The sequence below is a fragment of the Actinomadura sp. NTSP31 genome (genome assembly GCF_041951385.1).
GTDB classification, from domain to species: domain Bacteria; phylum Actinomycetota; class Actinomycetes; order Streptosporangiales; family Streptosporangiaceae; genus Spirillospora; species Spirillospora napierensis.
This window is the reverse complement of the sequence record NZ_JBGNUT010000014.1, coordinates 156,609-171,658: the sequence shown is the minus strand read 5'-3', so window position 1 is coordinate 171,658 and position 15,050 is coordinate 156,609. Positions and strand designations below refer to the sequence as shown.

15 protein-coding genes and 1 pseudogene are annotated in these 15,050 nt (G+C 73.6%); 10 read left to right on the top strand and 6 right to left on the bottom strand.

The window, feature by feature from the left end; all coding sequences use genetic code 11:
• Positions 1 to 70 precede the first annotated feature (70 nt).
• Positions 71 to 982, top strand: a complete 912-nt coding sequence (locus ACA514_RS24350; protein ID WP_375043527.1) for an alpha/beta hydrolase family protein — start codon at positions 71 to 73, stop codon at positions 980 to 982.
• 112 nt (positions 983 to 1,094) lie between these two features.
• Positions 1,095 to 1,937, top strand: coding sequence for an LLM class flavin-dependent oxidoreductase (locus tag ACA514_RS24345; protein ID WP_375043526.1), 843 nt, complete (start codon positions 1,095 to 1,097; stop codon positions 1,935 to 1,937).
• A 19-nt stretch (positions 1,938 to 1,956) separates the two neighbouring features.
• On the opposite strand, the gene ACA514_RS24340 is transcribed toward ACA514_RS24345, so the two are convergent.
• Positions 1,957 to 2,538, bottom strand: coding sequence for a dihydrofolate reductase family protein (locus ACA514_RS24340; RefSeq protein ID WP_375043525.1), 582 nt, complete (start codon positions 2,536 to 2,538; stop codon positions 1,957 to 1,959).
• Positions 2,539 to 2,675: 137 nt separating this feature from the next.
• Here ACA514_RS24340 and ACA514_RS24335 point away from each other — a divergent pair, with 137 nt between their 5' ends.
• The gene (locus tag ACA514_RS24335) at positions 2,676 to 3,692 is read left to right on the top strand and encodes a sigma-70 family RNA polymerase sigma factor (protein ID WP_375043524.1); all 1,017 of its coding nucleotides are present in this window, start codon (positions 2,676 to 2,678) and stop codon (positions 3,690 to 3,692) included.
• Positions 3,693 to 3,702: 10 nt separating this feature from the next.
• Here ACA514_RS24335 and ACA514_RS24330 read toward each other — a convergent pair whose 3' ends face one another.
• Entirely contained in the window at positions 3,703 to 4,581 is an 879-nt protein-coding gene (locus tag ACA514_RS24330) for a haloalkane dehalogenase (RefSeq protein ID WP_375043523.1), read from the bottom strand.
• Positions 4,582 to 4,964: 383 nt separating this feature from the next.
• On the opposite strand from ACA514_RS24330, the gene tuf reads away from it, so the two are divergent.
• Together tuf and ACA514_RS24320 are read left to right on the top strand one after the other, a co-directional pair.
• The gene (gene tuf, locus ACA514_RS24325; protein ID WP_375043522.1) at positions 4,965 to 6,149 is read left to right on the top strand and encodes an elongation factor Tu; all 1,185 of its coding nucleotides are present in this window, start codon (positions 4,965 to 4,967) and stop codon (positions 6,147 to 6,149) included.
• Between the two features lie 211 nt (positions 6,150 to 6,360).
• Positions 6,361 to 7,263, top strand: a complete 903-nt coding sequence (locus ACA514_RS24320; protein ID WP_375043521.1) for an endonuclease/exonuclease/phosphatase family protein — start codon at positions 6,361 to 6,363, stop codon at positions 7,261 to 7,263.
• Here ACA514_RS24320 and ACA514_RS24315 read toward each other — a convergent pair.
• The 3 genes from ACA514_RS24315 to ACA514_RS24305 all read right to left on the bottom strand — a co-directional run bounded on the left by ACA514_RS24315 (position 7,260) and on the right by ACA514_RS24305 (position 9,920).
• Positions 7,260 to 8,816: a long-chain-fatty-acid--CoA ligase gene (locus ACA514_RS24315; RefSeq protein WP_375043520.1), complete on the bottom strand. Its 1,557-nt coding sequence runs from the start codon at positions 8,814 to 8,816 to the stop codon at positions 7,260 to 7,262. The genes ACA514_RS24320 and ACA514_RS24315 overlap by 4 nt on opposite strands.
• A gap of 80 nt (positions 8,817 to 8,896) precedes the next feature.
• The gene (locus ACA514_RS24310; RefSeq protein WP_344260758.1) at positions 8,897 to 9,070 is read right to left on the bottom strand and encodes a hypothetical protein; all 174 of its coding nucleotides are present in this window, start codon (positions 9,068 to 9,070) and stop codon (positions 8,897 to 8,899) included.
• A 136-nt stretch (positions 9,071 to 9,206) separates the two neighbouring features.
• Entirely contained in the window at positions 9,207 to 9,920 is a 714-nt protein-coding gene (locus ACA514_RS24305) for a hypothetical protein (protein WP_375043519.1), read from the bottom strand.
• A 160-nt stretch (positions 9,921 to 10,080) separates the two neighbouring features.
• On the opposite strand from ACA514_RS24305, the gene ACA514_RS24300 reads away from it, so the two are divergent.
• Positions 10,081 to 10,800: a response regulator gene (locus ACA514_RS24300; protein ID WP_375043518.1), complete on the top strand. Its 720-nt coding sequence runs from the start codon at positions 10,081 to 10,083 to the stop codon at positions 10,798 to 10,800.
• Entirely contained in the window at positions 10,797 to 11,912 is a 1,116-nt protein-coding gene (locus tag ACA514_RS24295; RefSeq protein WP_375043517.1) for a sensor histidine kinase, read from the top strand. The genes ACA514_RS24300 and ACA514_RS24295 overlap by 4 nt, the downstream gene beginning before the upstream one ends.
• 34 nt (positions 11,913 to 11,946) lie before the next feature.
• Here the strand turns inward: ACA514_RS24295 and ACA514_RS24290 are convergent, their stop codons facing one another.
• A complete protein-coding gene (locus ACA514_RS24290) occupies positions 11,947 to 12,315 on the bottom strand; it encodes a hypothetical protein (protein ID WP_375043516.1) in 369 nt (122 codons plus the stop codon).
• A 255-nt stretch (positions 12,316 to 12,570) separates the two neighbouring features.
• Here ACA514_RS24290 and ACA514_RS24285 point away from each other — a divergent pair, with 255 nt between their 5' ends.
• From ACA514_RS24285 to mptB, 3 genes and pseudogenes are all read left to right on the top strand, one after another.
• Positions 12,571 to 12,903: an STAS domain-containing protein gene (locus ACA514_RS24285; RefSeq protein WP_285913503.1), complete on the top strand. Its 333-nt coding sequence runs from the start codon at positions 12,571 to 12,573 to the stop codon at positions 12,901 to 12,903.
• Positions 12,904 to 13,152: 249 nt separating this feature from the next.
• Positions 13,153 to 13,920, top strand: a complete 768-nt coding sequence (locus ACA514_RS24280; RefSeq protein ID WP_375043602.1) for a glycosyltransferase family 2 protein — start codon at positions 13,153 to 13,155, stop codon at positions 13,918 to 13,920.
• A 125-nt stretch (positions 13,921 to 14,045) separates the two neighbouring features.
• Positions 14,046 to 14,801: pseudogene (gene mptB / locus ACA514_RS24275) on the top strand (polyprenol phosphomannose-dependent alpha 1,6 mannosyltransferase MptB); the annotation flags it as partial.
• Positions 14,802 to 15,050: the final 249 nt, after the last annotated feature.

Genomic DNA, 15,050 nt, shown 5'->3' with positions numbered 1-15,050 from the left:
CGGCCACCAAGCCCCGCCGCCGTCCGCGGTCCCGCGGGGCCCGTCGAACGAACCGAACGAAGGCACATCCATGTCGAACTCCCCGACCACCGTCGTCACCGCCAGGCCGGTCGTGCTCCCCGCCCCAGGCCGCGGCGAGGACCTCCAGGTCAGCGTCTCCGCGCCCGCGACCGGCGATGACCTGCCCGTCATCGTGTTCTCGCACGGCTTCGGCTGGTCGATGGACGGTTACGCGCCGCTGGCCGACCACTGGGCCGCCAACGGCTTCGCGGTCGTCCGGCCCACCCACCTGGACTCCAGAACGCTCGGCATCCCCGCCGACGACCCGCGCACGCCGGACATCTGGCGCCTGCGCGTCGACGACCTGGAGCGCGCCATCGACGGGCTCGACGTCCTGGAGGCCGCCGTGCCCGGCCTCGCCGGGCGCCTCGACCGCACCCGCGTCACCGTCGCCGGCCACTCCTGGGGAGCCCAGACGGCGAGCATGCTGCTGGGCGCGCGGGTCCTCGACTCCGGCGGCGCGCCCGGCGAGGACCTGACCGACCCCCGGGTGAAGGCGGGCGTCCTGCTCGCCCTGACCGGCACGGGCGGAGCCGACCTCTCGGCGTTCGCCGCCGAGCACTTCCCCTTCATGAACCCGTCCTTCGACGGCATGGCCGCGCCCGCGCTCATCGTCGCGGGGGACCAGGACCGGTCCCCGCTGTCCACCCGGGGGCCGGACTGGTTCACCGACCCCTACGTCCTCAGCCCCAAGGACAAGAGCCTGCTCACGCTGTTCGGGGCGGAGCACTCGCTCGGCGGGATTCCGGGATACGAGATCGCGGAGACGACGGACGAGAGCCCCGAGCGCGTCGCCCTGATCCAGCGGCTCACCACCGCCTACCTGCGCGGCGTCCTCTACCCGGGCGACACCGCCTGGCAGGAGGCGCGTTCCGCGCTGGAGGACGCCTCCGAGCCGCTGGGGAAGCTCGAAAGCAAATAAGCGGATCCGCTTCCCCATCCGACCGCGTCGCCACCATGGCGGCGCCTGCCCGTTCGGGCGGGTGCCGCCGAAAGGACCCCGGCTCATGCCGCAGGCACCCAGTTTCGGAATCATGACCGCGCCGATGCAGGTCGGCTACGACGACATCCTGCGGGTCTGGCGCGACGCCGACGCGATCCCGGAGATCGGGCACGCCTGGCTGTTCGACCACCTCATGCCCATCGGCGGCGACCCGGACGGCCCGGCCTTCGAGGGCTGGACGCTGCTGTCCGCCCTCGCCGCCCGGACCCGGCGGCTGCGCCTCGGCCTGCTGGTGACCAGCAACCGGTTCCGGCCGCCCGCGATGCTCGCCAAGATCGCCACAACCGTCGACACCGTCTCCGGCGGGCGCCTCGACTTCGGCATCGGCGCCGGCTCCCGTCCCGGCCACCCGGCGGCCCGCCGGGAGTACGAGGCGCACGGCCTGCCCTTCCACGATTTCGGGCACTCCGTGGAGAGCCTCGCCGAAGCGTGCACGATCATCCGGCGGCTGTGGACGGAGACCGAGCCGTTCGACTTCGACGGGGACCATCACCGGCTGGCCGGCGCGTTCGGCAACCCCAAGCCCGTCCAGCGCCCGCACCCGCCGATCCTCATCGGCGGCCGCTCGTCCGCGACGCTGCGCGTGGTCGCCGAACACGCCGACCTGTGGAACGTCCCTGGCGGCGACATCGAGGACGTCACCGCCCGCAGCGCGCTGCTGGACCGCTACTGCGCCGACATCGGCCGCGACCCCGCCTCGATCACGCGCTCCGTCCACCTGCCGGTCTCCTACGACGAGCCCGGCGCCACCAGGGACGCGATCGGCGAGGTGCTCGACGCCGGGTTCCGGCACATCGTCCTCGGACTGCCGTCGCCCTACCCCGACGGGGTCGCCCGGTGGGTCGCCGACGAACTGGTCAAAGCGTCCGCCTGACCCCGCCGGGGCCCGGTGCCTAGGGCACTCGCACGGACCGGTAGACGAGGAAGGGAAGGCCGGCCCCGACCGTGCGGGCCTCGACCAGGCGCATCGGCTTCTTGGCGCTCGTCTCACCGAAGAGACGCCGGCCGGCGCCGAGCACGAACGGGTAGACGGTCAGCCGCAGCTCGTCGACCAGGTCGTGCTCCAGCAGCGCCTGCACGAGCCGGCCGCTGGCGTAGACGACGATGTCCCCGTCCACGTCCCGCTTCAGCGCCGAGACCTCGTCCACCAGGTCGCCCTTCAGGACCGTCGAGTTGTCCCAACCGGGGTTCCGGAGGGTCGAGGACATGACGTGCTTGGGCAGGCTCCGGAGCCTGTCCGCCCACGCGCCGGTCCGGGACTGCCAGCCCCGCGCGACGAACCACTCGTAGCTCAGCCGGCCCATGAGCAGGGCCTCGGCGTTCATCGCCTCCTCGAACCCGGCCTCGGCCCACGCCTTGCGGTCCTCGTCCGCCATCCAGTCGAACCAGCCGCCGAACCGGGAGCCGTCGTCCTCGGCCGCGACCTCGATGACTCCGTCGAGCGAGACGTTCTCGCTGACAACGATCTTTCCCATGGTGCCTCTCCCGTCGCCGTCGTGCCTGACACCGATCAAGACGCCGCGGCGACGGGAAAGGGGGCGGCCGGGGACCGCCCCCTTTCCGCCTCGGCCGGCGTCCGTACAGGATGGGAACCCGGCGAGAGGTGGCGACGGTGGAGTTGGTGAGAGCCGACCTGGTCTCGAGGGCGCGGGCCGGGGACGGCGAAGCGTTCCGCGAACTGACCGAACCGCACCGCCGCGAGCTGCACGTGCACTGCTACCGGATGCTCGGCTCGTTCCAGGACGCCGAGGACGCCCTCCAGGAGACCCTGCTGGCCGCCTGGCGGGGACTCGGCGGGTTCGACGGCCGCGCCTCCATCCGGACCTGGCTGTACCGGATCGCCACCAACCGGTGCCTCAGCACGCTCCGCTCGGCGGCCCGGCGCCCGGCCAAGGCGTGGGACGTCCCGGGCGTCGAACCTCCCGAACCGACCCGGCTCGGCGAGATCGCGTGGCTGGAGCCGTTCCCCGACGCCCTCCTCGAAGGCGCGCAGCCCGGGCCGCTCGGCCCGGAGGCCCGCTACGAGCGGACGGAATCCGTCTCGCTGGCCTTCGTCACCGCGCTCCAGGCTCTGCCGCCCCGCCAGCTCGCCGTCCTCATCCTGCGCGACGTCCTCGGATTCCCCGCGAACGAGGTCGCCGCCATGCTGGACACGACCGTCGAATCGGTGAAGAGCGCCCTCAAGCGGGCGCGCACCGGCCTGCGGCGGTCGCGGCCGGCGCTCACCGACCGCGAACCCGCCCCGCCCGCCGGCTCGCCGGCCGAGAACGCCCTCGTGGCGCACTTCGTGCGCGCCTGGGAGAGCGCCGACATCGACGCGCTGGTGGCCCTGCTCACCGACGACGTCTTCGTGTCCATGCCGCCGCTGCCCTTCGAGTACGAGGGCCGGGACGTCGTGGCCGGCTTCTGCGCCGGCATGCTCGGTGCGGGCCGGAGATCCGACCTCGTGCCGGCGCGGGCCAACGGCCAGCCTGCGTTCGGGATCTACCTGCACGGCCCCAACGGCGTCCGGCACGGAACCGGCCTGTTCGTCCTCACGCTGGCGGGCGACCGGATCAGCGCCATGACCCGCTTCGAGAACAGCGTGCTCCCCTGGTTCGGGCTCCCGCGCTCGCTCCCGAGCCGGTAGCGGGAGCGCCTCACCTCACCGCGGCCCGGGGTTCGAGAAGAGCGTGGCGCTCGGCCCAGGCGGTGATCGCGGCGGCGATGGTGTCCGGACGGTCCTCGGGGGCGTGGTGACCGGACGGGCCGCCGTGCTCGATCTCCAGGTTCGCGATGTGCTCCGCGCACCACTCGGCCATCGCCGGGGTGATGCCCAGCGTCGGCGAGCTGTCGAAGGTGATCAGCAGCTTGGGGACGTCGTGGGTGGCGGCCAGCCACTCGCCGTACCGGGTGACGCGCGCGTGCACGTCGGCGGGCTCTCCGTCGACCGGCATCGAGCGCGCCCATTGGAGGATCGGACGGCGGCTCTCCGGTGTGGGGTACGGCTCCAGGTACGGCCGCAGCTCGTCCTCGCCGAGCGGCGTGAGGACGCCACCGGTGAACGCGGTCTCCACGAAGAAGTTGGTTTCGAGCACCAGCTTCTCGCCCTCGGCGCCGCGCATGGCCTCGGCGCGGGCGCGCGGCGCCTCGCCCAGCTCGTCCCAGGTCACGGGCTTGACGATCGTCTCGAAGAACGCGACGCCGCGCACCCGTCCCGGATGGCGGGCCGCCCAGTCGAACGCCAGCGCGCCGCCCCAGTCGTGGCCGACCAGCACGACATCGTCCAGGTCCAGTGCGTCGAACCAGGCGTCCAGGTAGCGGGCGTGGTCGTCGAACCGGTACGGCACGTCCGGCTTGCCCGAGCGGCCCATGCCGATGAGGTCGGGGGCGAGGAGCCGCCCGTCCCCGCCCATGGCGGGCAGCACCCGCCGCCACAGCCGCGACGAGCCGGGGTTGCCGTGCAGGAAGACGACGGCGGCGCCGCTCCCTGTCTCCTCGTAGTACATCGTCGAGTCGAGCACATCGATCGTCGGCATGGGGCCCTCCACTCATTGGCGACACCAACGTTGGTGCCACCAATGAAATTACTTTGTTGGCCCCGCCAACGCAAGCCACCGCGATGGCCGGGAAAACCGATCGACTTCCCCCAAAGCGCTCCGTAGGGTGCGAAGCATGTTCCTCGCAGCCGGCACCCGGACGCTCGCAGGCGACTGCCTGCTGAGCGCGGTGCCGGCTGCCTTCCTCACGGCAGCGGCAGCAGCAGCGGCGCCCGCCGGCGACGGCGTCCGACGCTGACCCCTCTCCGTCCCGCCTCCGGAGAACCAGCGGAGGGGGGTGGTCCGGTTGGAGCGCGGCGGCATCCGCAGGGTGCGCGCCGCGCGGGTTCTCACGTTCGGATCATCGTGAGGACGAAGAGACCATGGCGAAGAAGCTGTACGAGCGGGACAAGCCGCACCTGAACATCGGCACGATGGGGCACGTCGACCACGGCAAGACGACCCTCACCGCGGCGATCACCCGGGTGCTGGCCGAGCGCGGGCTGGCGTCCGCCGTGCCGTTCGAGGGCATCGACCGCGCCCCCGAGGAGCGCGACCGCGGCATCACCATCAACATCGCGCACGTCGAGTACTCCACCGCGACCAGGCATTACGCGCACATCGACATGCCCGGCCACGCCGACTTCGTGAAGAACATGATCACGGGGGCGGCGCAGGTGGACGGCGCGGTGCTGGTCGTCTCGGCCCAGGACGGCGCGATGCCGCAGACGCGCGAGCACATCGTGCTGGCGCACCAGGTCGGCGTCCGGCACATCGTGGTCGCGCTGAACAAGTCCGACATGGTCGAGGACACCGAGCTGCTCGACCTGATCGAGTTGGAGGTGCGCGAGCTGCTGGGCGAGTACGGGTTCCCCGGCGACGAGGTGCCGGTGGTCCGGGTGTCCGGGCTGAAGGCGCTGGAGGGCGACCCGTACTGGACGCCCCGGATCGGCGACCTGCTCGACGCGATCGACGCGTACGTGCCGGTACCGGACCGGGTGCTCGACAAGCCGTTCCTCATGCCGGTGGAGGGCGTGCTCACCATCACCGGGCGCGGCACCGTCGTGACCGGGGTGGTGGCGCAGGGCTCCGTCCGGATCGGGGACGCGGTGGAGGTCGTCGGGCTCGGCGAGTCGTTCGGCACGGTCGCGACCGGGCTGGAGACGTTCGGCCGGTCGATGGACCACGCCGAGGCGGGCGACAACACCGCGATGCTGCTCCGCGGCGTGCGGCGCGACCAGGTGCGGCGCGGCCAGGTGGTCGCGGCGCCGGGCGCGATCCGCCCGCACACCCGGTTCCGGGCGCGGGTCCGGGTGCTGACGGCGGCGGAGGGCGGCCGGAGCAGGCCGTTCTTCCACGGGTACCGGCCGCAGTTCCACTTCCGGACGACGGACGTGGTCGGCGGCGTGGACCTCGGCGGCGAGGGCGGCATGGCGATGCCCGGTGACTCCGTCGAGATGGCCGTCGAGCTCGGCCGGGCCGTCGCGATGAGCGAGGGGCTCGGGTTCGCGATCCGGGAGGGCGGCCGGACGGTCGGCGCGGGCACCGTCGTCGAGCTGCTCGGCTAGGCCGGCGGACGCGGGGGTCCGGTGGGTCGGAGACGGCCCGCCGGATCCCGCATTTTGCCGATTTATCGACTTATGCGGTGCCGGAGCTTCGGCCGGACCGGAATTCTCCCCCGCGCAGTGACCGGACGGTCGCGAACCGCTGGCGGACAAGATCGCGATGTGGTGGGATTTCCCCCATCATCCCCGCTGGTATCCCCCTGATGGAGAACGTGTGCGAGCCCCCCGCGCTCTGATTCCCCTGCTGTCGGTCTGCGGAGCCGCGGCCGTCGTCACCGCCGCGGGCCTCGGCGCCGACATCGACGGCCTGCCCGGCGGCGGACCGGCGCACGCCGACGGCGCCGTCCGCAGACCGCCCCCGAAGGCCACCGTCACGGCCCTGACCTGGAACGTCTGCGCCGCCGCCGAGCCCGGCTGCCCGCTCGGCGGACGGCCCGCCGAACTCGCCAAGCGGGTCGCCGACCAGCTGCACTCCACCGAGGTCGGCGGACGCAGGGTCCGCACCAACGCCGCGTTCCTCCAGGAGATCTGCTCCGGGCAGGTGCAGGCGCTGAAGCGGGCGTCCTGGTTCGCCAAATGGAGCTGGGAGTTCGCCGCCTACCCCGGCGGCCCGTCCTGCGCCGGGGGCCAGGGACGGCTCGGCGTCGCGCTCGGCGCGGCGACGCCGCTGACCGGCGCGCAACGGACGAAGCTGCCCTCGCCGGCCGCACGCCCGCGCGTCGCGCTGTGCGGCGAGGCCGCGGCGTGGAGCACGCGCCTGTGCGTCACGCAGTTCAGCTCGCCCGCCGAGGACCCGCAGGGCGAATGGCGCCGCAAGCAGGGCCGCGCTTACGCGGCGCTCGCCGGGACCGGCGCCCGCGTCGTGGCCGGCGGCGACCTCGCCGAACCGCCCGAGAACGCGGCGCTCGACCCGCTGTACCGCGCCTACGCCGAGTGCGACCAGTCCGGATCCTCGCGCACCGGCGCGAAGACCCTCCAGGACTGGCGGGGCGCCGCCGTGGAGAAGGACGACTACCTGTTCCTGACCAGGACGGCCACCGTCTCCTGCAGCGTCCCCGCCGCCGTCGGGAAGTCCTCCGACCACCGGCCCGTCTCGGCGGTGATCCGCTTCCGCTAGTGGACGCCGCGGTCGCGGTCCTGCCAGTAGGGGGCGCGGAGCTGCCGCTTGAGGATCTTGCCGGTGGGGTTGCGCGGGATCGCGTCGCGGCGCTCCACCGACGTCGGGCACTTGAAGTGGGCGAGGCGCTCGCGGCAGTAGTCGATGATCTGCTGCTCGGGGACGTCCTCGGAGAGCACGACCAGGGCCTTCGGCGTCTCGCCCCACCGCGCGTCCGGGACGCCGATGACGGCGCAGTCGGTGACGGCCGGGTGCCCCATCAGCACGTTCTCGACCTCCGCGGGGTAGATGTTCTCCCCGCCGGAGATGATCATGTCCTTGACCCGGTCGTGGATGTAGAGGTAGCCGTCCTCGTCGAGGTAGCCCGCGTCGCCCGTGCGGAACCAGTTGTCGTCGGACAGCGCCGAGGCGGTCGCCTCCGCCATCCCCCAGTAGCCCTTCATGTTCTGCGCCGTCCGGCAGACGATCTCGCCGACCTGCCCGGGCGGCAGGTCCGCGCCCGTCGCCGGGTCGACGATCCGCAGCTCGCAGCCGGAGTTGGGCAGCCCCGCGCTGCGCAGCCGGCGGGCGTTCGGGCCGTCCGGGTCGTGGTCCTCGGCGGGCAGCATCGTGATCGCGCCGGTGACCTCCGTCAGCCCGTACACCTGCATGAACCCGGTGCCCGGCAGCATCGCCATCGCGCCGCGCAGCACCTCCTCGCTGATCGGCGACGCCCCGTACAGCATCAGCTCGAGGCTGGACAGGTCGCAGGCCGTCACCTCGGGGATCAGCGGCATGAACTGCAGCAGGACCGGGACGAGGAAGATGTGCGTGACGCGGTGCCGCTCGATCGCCCGCGCGATCTCGGTCGGGTCGGGCTCCCGGCTGATCACGCCGGTGATGCCGTTGTAGACGACCGAGACCGTCAGCACGTTGCCCGCGACGTGGTACATCGGCATCGCGACCATCAGGACGGTCGCGTCGTCGACGGCCCACGCGTCGTTGGTCGCCTCGAGGGCGGCGAGGAAGTTGTCGTGGGTGAGCATCACGCCCTTGGGCAGGCCCGTGGTGCCCGACGAGTAGAGCTGCACGAACACGTCCGAGGTGGCGCCCTCGTAGGCGGGCGGCGCGGCGTCGGCGGCGTCCGTCCAGGCGGCGTAGTCGAGGTGGGGGCCGCCGTCCGCGCCGATGACCACGGTGTGCGTGGTGTGCTCGAGCTTCCCGGCGATCGCGTCCAGCACGGGGACGAACTCGGGCCCGACGATGAACACCTTCGCCTGCGCGTTGTTGACGATGTAGGCGACCTCGTCGGGCGCGAGCCGGTAGTTCACGGGCACCTGGACGGCGCCGATCCGCGCCGCGCCGAACAGCTGCTCGGCGTACTCCAGCGAGTTCTTGTCGAGGATCGCGACGCGGTCGCCGGGGCCGACGCCGACGGCGGCCAGCGCGGCGGCGGCCCGGTCGGCGCGCCGGTCGAACTCGCGGTAGGTGAGCCGTGCGTCGCCCGCGACGTAGGCGACCCGGTCGGGCTGCGCGAGCGCCCGCTCGCGCAGGATGTCTGTCAGACCCGGCACGGTAGGTCCTTTCGCCGATGACCGCCTGGTTGTCCCGGCATCATGCGGTCATCGGCGAAGCCCCGGCAAGGGGGGAGGTGCTACCGGTTGCTGCGGGCCATCTTGGACACGAGGGTCACCGCGAGGACGACGATGACGGCGACGAACCCGATGAAGAAGAAGAACTTCAGCATCGAGATGATCGCGCCGATCACGGTCATCAGCAGCCAGATCGCGAGGACGACGCCGACAATGGTCAGGATTGTCTTACCCATGTCCCTCACCGTATGCGGTCATGGCGGGCAGGGCATCACTCTTCAGTACGAAGCGGAACCCGCTCCCCCTGGACGTTGGGCGGAGGCCGACCCTGAGGCCCGCCCGGGGTCCGCCCGGGGTCCGCCCGGGGCCGTCTCAGGGGGCGGGCGGCCGGTTGTCGGGCGGCGGCGGCGCGTTGAAGGGCTGCCCGGAGGGCGGCGGAGGCTGGTTGCCGGGCGGGGGCGGCGCGTTGAACGGCTGCCCGGACGGCGGCGGAGGCTGCATCGGCTGACCGCCGGGCGTGCCGTACGGCTGCGCGGGCGGCGCCCCGAAGGGCTGGGCGGGCTGCCCCATGGGCGGCTGACCGAACCCGCCCGCCGGCTGCGGCCCGGTCCACCCGGGCTGCCCCTGCCGCGCCGGCCCGAACCCGCCGGACATCGAGACCCGCAGCGCGCCGAGCCCGCCCGCGATCACCACGGCCAGCAGCTCATAGGCGAAGTACTTGTTGACGTGCGGCTTCATGATCTCGGTCACGAGGCCGTCCGGCAGGCGCTCCAGGCCGATCATCACGGCCAGCAGGGCGCCGATCCGCTTGCCGACCTCCATCACCACGAGCGCGGAGACCGCGGCGAGGATCGGCGGGACGGGGCCGCGCGGCCGGCACAGCAGCAGCCCGAGCGCGGTGACGAGCCCGCCGAGCACGCACACGAACAGGAAGAACCCGGTCGAGCTGCGGAAGCTCAGCATCTCCGGGGACGGATAGCTGGCGAACGCGGACGCGGCGATGACGACCCCGGTGGCGACGGCGCCGCCGACCAGCACCATGGCGATCGCGCCGCCCGTGGAGGTCGCGGGACGAGACTGGGACATTCGCCCATTAAAGCGGGCATCGGTCACCGGCGCAGGCCGAACCTCCCCATCGCTGATCAGTTCCTTACGGAGTGGTGACGGGTGGAGTGGAACCGTCGCGGGCGCCCGTAGCGTAAGAGGGTGATGTCAGTGCGCGCATGCGAACCGCGTTGGTGAGCGGATGGTGAACCAAGCCGGCCGGGTGCTGGTGGTCGACGACGACCCGACCGTCGCCGAGGTCGTCGCCCGGTACCTGGCCCGCGACGGGCACGAGGTGGAGTGCGTCGCCGACGGCCCCGCCGCGCTGCGCAGGGCCCTGGACCGCCCGCCGGACCTGGTCGTCCTCGACCTGATGCTGCCCGGGATGGACGGCCTGGAGGTGTGCCGGCGGCTCCGCGAGACCTCGGCCGTCCCGATCGTCATGCTCACCGCGCTCGGTGCCGAGACCGACCGGCTCGTCGGCCTGGAGACCGGCGCGGACGACTACGTGACCAAGCCGTTCAGCCCGCGCGAGCTGGCGCTGCGGGTGCGGTCGGTGCTGCGGCGGGCGCGCGGGGCGATGATCCCGGTCGCACCGGCGGGCCCGCTGCGCGACGGGGACCTGGTCGTCGACGTCGGCGCGCACGAGGCGGGGCTGCGCGGCGCGCCGCTCGCGCTGACCTCCCGCGAGTTCGACCTGCTGGCGTTCCTGATGCGCCACCCGCGCCGCGCGTTCACCCGCGACGAGCTGCTGGAACGCGTCTGGGACTGGTCGTTCGGCGACTCCTCGACGGTCACCGTGCACGTCCGGCGGCTGCGCGAGAAGATCGAGGACGACCCGACCGCGCCGCGCCGGATCGTCACGGTGTGGGGCGTCGGCTACCGCTACGAGCCGGCCGCCGCCGCCGAGGGGGACCGATGATCCCGTTCCCGGATCTTCTCCTGGTCGTCTTCTGCGCGGTGCTCGCCGCGCTGGTGGTCGCGGCGGTCGCGCTCGGCCTGCTGCGCCTGCTGCGCTCCCGCTCGGTGGCGATCCAGCTGGTCGTCGTGGCGGCGGCGACCGTGCTGGCGACGGTCTCCGGCATCCTGGTGATCTCGTTCCTGATGCTGATCGACGATCATGACCGGTCGGTCGTGCTGACGGTGGTCGCGTCCGCGGGGCTGGTCGGCACGGCCGTCTCGGTGCTGCTCGGGCGGCGGCTGGTCGCCGCGAACCGGGTGCTGGTGGACGCCGTCCGCGCGGACCGGTTCCGGCCGCCGTCCGCGCACCTGCCGGCGGAGCTGGCCGAGCTGTCGCGGGAGCTGGAGGCCGCCTACGACCGGCTCGCCGCCGCCCACGAGCGCGAGCAGGCGCTCGAGGCGAGCCGCCGCGAGCTGGTCGCGTGGGTCAGCCACGACCTGCGCACCCCGCTGGCGGGGCTGCGCGCGATGGCGGAGGCGCTGGAGGACGGCGTCGTCGCCGACGGCGGCACCGTCCGGCGCTACCACGGGCGCATCCGCGTGGAGGTCGAGCGGCTCGCCGAGATGGTGGACGACCTGTTCGAGCTGTCCCGCATCCACGCGGGCGCGCTGCGGCTGTCGCGCGAGCGCGTCGGCCTCGCCGACCTGGTCGCCGAGGCGGTCGCGGGCGCGGAGGCGCTCGCGCAGGCGAAGGGCGTGCGGATCAGCGGGGACGTCCGCGCGGGGCTGCCGGTCCACGTGGACGCCGGTGAGTTCGGGCGGGCGCTGCGCAACCTGGTGGTGAACGCGATCCGGCACACGCCGGGCGACGGCGCGATCGAGATCACCGGCGAGGTGTCCGGCGGCGAGGCGCGGGTGACGGTGGCCGACGCCTGCGGCGGCATCCCGGAGGCCGACCTGCCGCGCGTGTTCGACGTCGCGTTCCGCGGCGAGGCGGCCCGCACGCCGGGCGGCGGCGCGGGGCTCGGCCTCGCCATCGCGCGCGGCATCGTCGAGGCCCACGCCGGTGAGATCGGCGTCGCGAACGCCGGCCCCGGCTGCCGCTTCGAGGTCCGCCTCCCCCTGACCGCCTGATCAGTCTGGCCGGCTGATCAGTCTGACCGGCTGATCAGTCGATGGACTCGTCGAGGGCGCGGAAGGTGGGGCAGGGCCAGCGCCACATGCAGGCGCGGCAGCGGCGGATGGGGCTGTCGGGGTCGCTGGTGATGCCGCCGGCCTCCTGCGGGCGGTGCAGGTCGAGGATCCGGACGCCGACCTCGGCGAGCGCGAGGACCTCGTCCCGGGCGCCGGCGAGGAAGGCGAGGTCCTCGCGGGCCAGCCGGGTCCTGACCGGGACGTAGCCGTCCCGGTTCACCAGCCGCGCGAGGTACTGCGTGGACGTCCGCCACGACGTGGACTTCGCCGAGCGGGCCCGGATCGTCTCCAGGCGCTCGCGGAGCCGCGTGTGCCGCGGGTCGGTCGTTCGGTCGGCCTTCACGTGCCGCGCACCCCCCAATGCCGCTGTTGCACGGGGCCAGCCTTCCCTACTCGGGACGTCCGCGCGTGGGGAACGGGGGAGTTGCCGGAGGGGGGACCCCGGGCCCGCCCGCGGGTGAAACCGGGTCATCGCAGTGCGTAGTTCTCAAAGCGTGTGGGCCGTTCCGGGCGGCGCCGCGCCACGGACACGCCCGCGCCACACGCGAGTTGCCGGACCGTCTGGCTCGCGGGCCGTAGTCGAGATAGTGTGCCGGACGTGGAGCTAAATGTCTCGACCGCGTCTCAGGGAGGTCACGCCGTCGTTACGGCGACCGGCGAGCTGGACCTGTACACCGCGCCCCGGCTGCAGGCGGCCCTCGCGGGCCTGCTGCGCGGCCAGATCGACCGCATCGTGGTCGACCTGGCCGGCGTCGAGTTCTGCGACTCGACCGGCATGAACGTGCTGCTGGCGGCCATGAAGCGGATGAAGGAGCAGGGCGGCTCGCTGGAGCTGGCCGCGCCGCGCCCCGCCGTCAAGCGGATCCTGCAGGTCACCGGGCTCGACACCGTGTTCACCGTGACCGACGACGCGGCGCCCGCCCTGGACTGACCGCGCGGCACGACCGCATCCGAACCGACACCGGACCATCGGTACCGGCCCGCCGGGCGGCCCATCGCCTCCGGCGGCTCCGGTACCGCCGGCCCGGTACCGCCGGCCCGGCCCGCGGGCGCGCGAGCCCCGCGGGCCCCGTCCCGTACGCCGTCCCGTCTTCGCGGCAACCCCGGTTGTTCACGGCGGCATGCCCGCGCGCCGACTACGATCGCCGATATGCAGGATGCGGAGTTGCACGGCGCGGACATGCCCGGGGCCGGTGCCGGTACCGGCGGTGCGGACCTCCACGGCGTGGCGGTGATCATCCCGGCCAAGGACGAGGCCGACCGCATCGCGGCCACCGTCAAGGCCGCGCAGGAGCTGCCCGGCGCCGACCTGGTCATGGTCGTGGACGACGGCTCGTCCGACGGCACCGGGCGGGTGGCCGCGCAGGCGGGGGCCCGGGTCGTGCGGCACAGCCGCAACCGGGGCAAGGGCGCCGCGATGGAGACCGGCGCGGAGGCCGTCCGGCTGCTGGACGAGGGCCGCGACCAGCCCCGCCACCTGCTGTTCCTGGACGCCGACCTCGCCGGGACCGCGCGCGAGGCGGCGCCGCTCGTCGCTCCGGTCCGGGCCGGCGAGGCCGACATGACGATCGCGGTGTTCTCCTCGACGGTGAAGCTCGGCGGGCACGGGTTCGTCGTCCGGCTGTCCCGCGACGGGATCCGCCGCGCCACCGGCTGGGAGGCCACCCAGCCGCTGAACGGGCAGCGCTGCCTGACCCGCGCCGCGTTCGACGCCGCGCTCCCCCTCGCCGCCGGGTTCGGCGTGGAGACCGCGCTCACCATCGACCTGCTGCGCAAGGGCTTCCGGGTCACGGAGGTGGAGGTGCCGCTCGCGCACCGCGCGACCGGCACCGACTGGCACGCGCAGGTGCACCGCGGCCGGCAGTTCCGCGACGTGGCCAGGGCGCTGGCCGTGCGGGAGCCCGTCGTGGCCGAGCGGCTCGCCCGCCTGCGCGGTCGCCGCAAGTGACCCGCCCCGGTCCCGCGCGGCCGGGCACCACCGGGCCGGGGGCCGTCGGGCTGTGGGCGATCGCGGCCTCCCTCTGCTGCTTCCTCGTCACCGCGCTGCTCGGCCCGTCGGCCTTCCAGCCCGCGATGGACGCGCGGTTCGGTGAGCCGCCGTACTCGCTGGACGTGCATCCCTCGCCGTACGCGGTGCTCGGGCTCGTCGTGGCGGGCGTCCTCGCGGGGACCGCGGGGCTCGCGCTGTGCTTCCGCGCCGTCCGGCGCGGCTGGCGGGTGCGGGCGTTCCCGCTGGTGGTGGCGGGCCTGCTGGCGGCGGTCGGGTTCATGTTCATGCCGCCGGTCGGGTCGACCGACCATCTGAACTACGCCTCGTACGGGCGGATGGCGGCGACGGGCCACGACCCGTACGAGACGCGGGCGGTGGATCTGCCGAAGGACCCGGTCGCCGGGGCGCCCGAGGAGTGGCGGTCGACGCCGTCGGTGTACGGGCCGATCGCGACGGGGGAGCAGGCGGTCGCGTCGTGGATCGGCGGCGGCTCGGTGCGGCTCACCGTGTTCGTGCTGTCGGTGTTCAACGCCCTGGCGTTCGCCGTCACCGCGGTGCTGCTCTACCGGACGTCCCGCGACGAGGAACGCCGGCTGCGCACCGCGCTGCTGTGGACGTGCAACCCGCTGCTGCTCTTCCACCTGATCTCGGGCGCGCACAACGACGTCCTGGCGATCGCGCCGATGGTCGCGGCGCTGACGGTGTTCGACTCCTACGCCTCCGGCGGGCGGTGGCGGCTGTGGGGGCGGTCGCTGGCGGCGGGCGTCCTCACCGGCGCGGGCGCGGCGATCAAGCTGCCCGCCGCGCTGGTCGGCGGCGGCCCGGCGTGGGCGCTGCTCCGGGAGGTGTGGAGCGGGCGCAGGTGGCAGGCGGTGGGCGGGCTGGTCGCGCTGTTCGGCGGCGCCGCCGCCACGGCCGCGGCCGCGTACGCGCTGGCGGGCCCGCACGCCCTCGACCAGGTGCAAGAGGCGAGCAACATGGTCTCGTTCGCCACCCCCTGGCATCTCCTCGACCGGATGCTCGGGCGCGGCTCGCAGCGCGACGTGATCAAGACGGGCTCGCTGGTGCTCGGGATCGTGCTGTTCCTG